At 59.6% G+C, this 2,959-nt stretch carries 3 protein-coding genes; all 3 read right to left on the reverse strand.

The window, feature by feature from the left end; all coding sequences use genetic code 11:
• Nucleotides 1–849 precede the first annotated feature (849 nt).
• Nucleotides 850–1,260 carry a hypothetical protein gene (locus QZX93_RS24430; protein ID WP_295384649.1) on the reverse strand — a complete coding sequence of 137 codons (411 nt, stop codon included), beginning with the start codon at nucleotides 1,258–1,260 and terminating at the stop codon, nucleotides 850–852.
• Between the two features lie 573 nt (nucleotides 1,261–1,833).
• Nucleotides 1,834–2,502, reverse strand: coding sequence for a DUF4400 domain-containing protein (locus QZX93_RS24435; RefSeq protein ID WP_295384651.1), 669 nt, complete (start codon nucleotides 2,500–2,502; stop codon nucleotides 1,834–1,836).
• Nucleotides 2,495–2,959: hypothetical protein (locus tag QZX93_RS24440; RefSeq protein WP_295394994.1), on the reverse strand; the 465-nt coding region annotated here is incomplete at its 5' end. The genes QZX93_RS24440 and QZX93_RS24435, both read right to left, overlap by 8 nt.

Below are 2,959 nucleotides of genomic sequence, written 5' to 3' on the forward strand. Positions count from 1 at the left end.
ACCGACCTCAGTCACCGTTAACCGTTCCGACCATCCGGCCGGCGCGCCGATGTGCGGCACACGCGCTCAAGGGCAGGAACTGGGAATAGCATAGGCGGCATCATGACCAAGGCTGCCTATCAAAAGTAGGAAACTTCAGTTCCGAAGGTGCTGGGGTGATGAGAAAGCGCTCGGCTAGATGCGCCCGCTCATCGTTTTGCCAACGGTCTATTTGTCCCGGGCTGTTTGCGGCGCGCTGCCTGACGCAGGACTGCCATAGGGCGGCTTCGAGCGCGTCGATATTTCCTTGCCTTGATGTGGTCATGGGTCGATCTTGAATGATGACAAACGGTGTTGATGGCTGAAAATGAAGCGGGATAATAGGGGACGTACTACGAAACTAAGCTCGTCATTATACTCGCTATAGCCTATATTTAGATCCAATAGCGAGTATAGCCCCCGCATCCGATGGTCCGCTCGCTCAAACCGATCCGCCAAAGACCTCTTTCAGGCTCCGGCACTCCAACACGCGATCAGCCCACCCCTCTCAGTGGCGTCTGGAGCCAGGGACTACCGGCCATCCCTCCGCTCTCAATGTCGGCAGCGTCCGAAGCCAAGCGGGGAAGACCTCGCGAATTATGCCTCAGACTTGCTCACCCAGGGCAAGGACTTCAAACAGGTTCATGGGAGCAACTGCTCCGGCATCAGGCCTACCGGGGACGTTTTCAATGGCGGCGGACGGTGGCATAATCATCGGTGCCGGTCCCTGGAGCGCTTGGAGCTTCAATGCTCGGTCGGGCCAAATCAGCACCGTCGCATAATCAAGAACCTCGCGTCCGACTAAGACCAGTCGCCTAATCTTGCGCTAATCTAAACGCATGACCTGGCCAACGTAATCCATTTTCCGATGGAGTCGAGTGCCTCGAAATTTGGGGGCAACTGATAGGCACGGGTACAGTGCTCCAGAACACTTGGATTATACTTTTCAAACAGCAGGTCTACGAAGAAGTTGTAACGGATTTCAGGCTCCGAAACGTTGCAACATCCGACCGGCAGGTAGGTGAGGAAATGAGCTAGAAGCATAACTAGGAAGGTGTCTTGGCGATGCTCACATCCAGTCGAGAGCGCCGTCGCAGCTAAGGCGAGATCGTCGATCTTACGGTTGAAGCGACTGATGGCCTCTTCGGCATGGGAGTAATAGATTCTCCCAACCAGTTTGGCGCGAATGATCGCTTGCTGCTCCAGATCGGACAGGGTCGCTTGGGGGGACGTTACTGGCATTGTACCTCCGGAATGCGGCTGATTCTAGAATCGGGGTTTGTTTTTGTCTCTGTCCGCGTTGGTTGTTGGTCACCAACAATAAACTCGCAAATATTTGTATTGACTCCCTCGCCGAGCGCCTCAGGAGTTAGTTATTCAATAGGTTACGCCAGATCAACAGTTAACGCAGACATAGCCTTGTTTTGTGCCAGGACAGCGACCAAGACCAAGACCAAGACCAAGACCAAGACCAAGACCAAGACCAAGACCCCCTGCGATTGTCAGGCAAACTGGCGTCCGTCCGCTCTTAACCGGCACTCTGTCGCCAAGTGCCGTAGGAATTGCTCAGGGGCCAAGGTCTCACTCAGCAGTATACGTTGACGGAAGACATTCGCGAAATCACCAGCCGTGAGTCCCTGGAGCCCGTCCACATGACCGGCAAGGTCCGGCGCAACCGTCGCAGTCACGTCGCCCAGCGTGAAAATAGGGGAGGTACCACGAAAAACGCTCGTCGCTTGAGCCAGACGACGAATGCAGCATTTTACCGCCCTGTGGCTGGACCCTATCACCAGCGGGACCAGGTACGCCACCGACCTACAGTCGCTTCTGGCTGTTGGCAAGCACCAGCCCCAAGAGCACGGCGACCACGGCCACCCCAACCGGCACGCCCGTGGCGGGTAACGGGATCGGGGCAACCAACAGCATCAGTGTCCCGATCAGTATCCAAAGCAGCGCCCGCACCGACCAGAAATGGATCAGCGGACTGGCATAGGAAAAGCTGTGCTGCCGGATGCGTCGCCGCAACAAGGCATCGTACCCGGCGGCAGCGCACAGGATCAGGCTGAACGGCCACCAGAAGAGCAGGACCGCCAAGCGCTGACAGGCCTGCCCGAGTGACCACCACACGACATGCACCCGACCCGCGAGCCAGGGCCAGACCGGGCTGTCCGCCAATTTCTCCAGCCCTGCCCCCGCCATCCGGTGATCGGGGACCAGGACGTGGTAACTCCACGCCTCCAGGCCGGTGCGCACGCAACAGGCCCGATACCAGCGCACCGCGCGGTCGAGGATGAGGTCGGCCTGCGCCGGCCCCACGGTGTCCACCAGGGACGCCAGTTCCCGTGCGCTGACCTGGCGCGCCCAATCGGTCGGCACCAGGGCGGCGAACAGGATGAACTCCATGACGAAGAGCAGCAGGCCGGCGGCAAGCGTCCAGAGCCAGATGCCTTTGCCGTCGCTGCCCTCATGGGAGTCGTCAAGCATCCTGGGCCCCAGGTGCAGGTTCGAGGTCCTGGTCAGGCGCCGGCAGGACGGCACGTAGCCGACGGCCCAGGATGCGCCGTTGGTTGACCGTCATGGCCTGCGCCAGGACCGGATGCTCGGGCGCTGCCAGCGCCCCCATGATCGCCTCGAAGAAGGCCGCAAAGCGCTCGCGGTCGGGCACCCCGGCCTTCTTGGCGACCTTGTGGGCGTTGATCGCCGCCACGGCGATGGCCTGTAGACGGGCATAGCGGGCCTCGTCGGTGGGGTACCGTTCCCAGAGCCCCAGCGCGAGGCGTTCGAGTAACCCGCGGCTGTCCGGCCAGTCGATCTCCACTTGCGTCAGTGCGTCGCGTTGGGAGCGTTTCAGGGCCGCGTTCAGATATCTTTTTCCCATGTTATTTTCCAGTGTGTGCGTTGTCGTCTGTACTTCTTGTGGTTCTGCCTCAGGCGCACGAGG

The sequence above is a fragment of the uncultured Thiodictyon sp. genome, assembly GCF_903946935.1.
In the GTDB taxonomy this organism is placed as follows: domain Bacteria; phylum Pseudomonadota; class Gammaproteobacteria; order Chromatiales; family Chromatiaceae; genus Thiodictyon.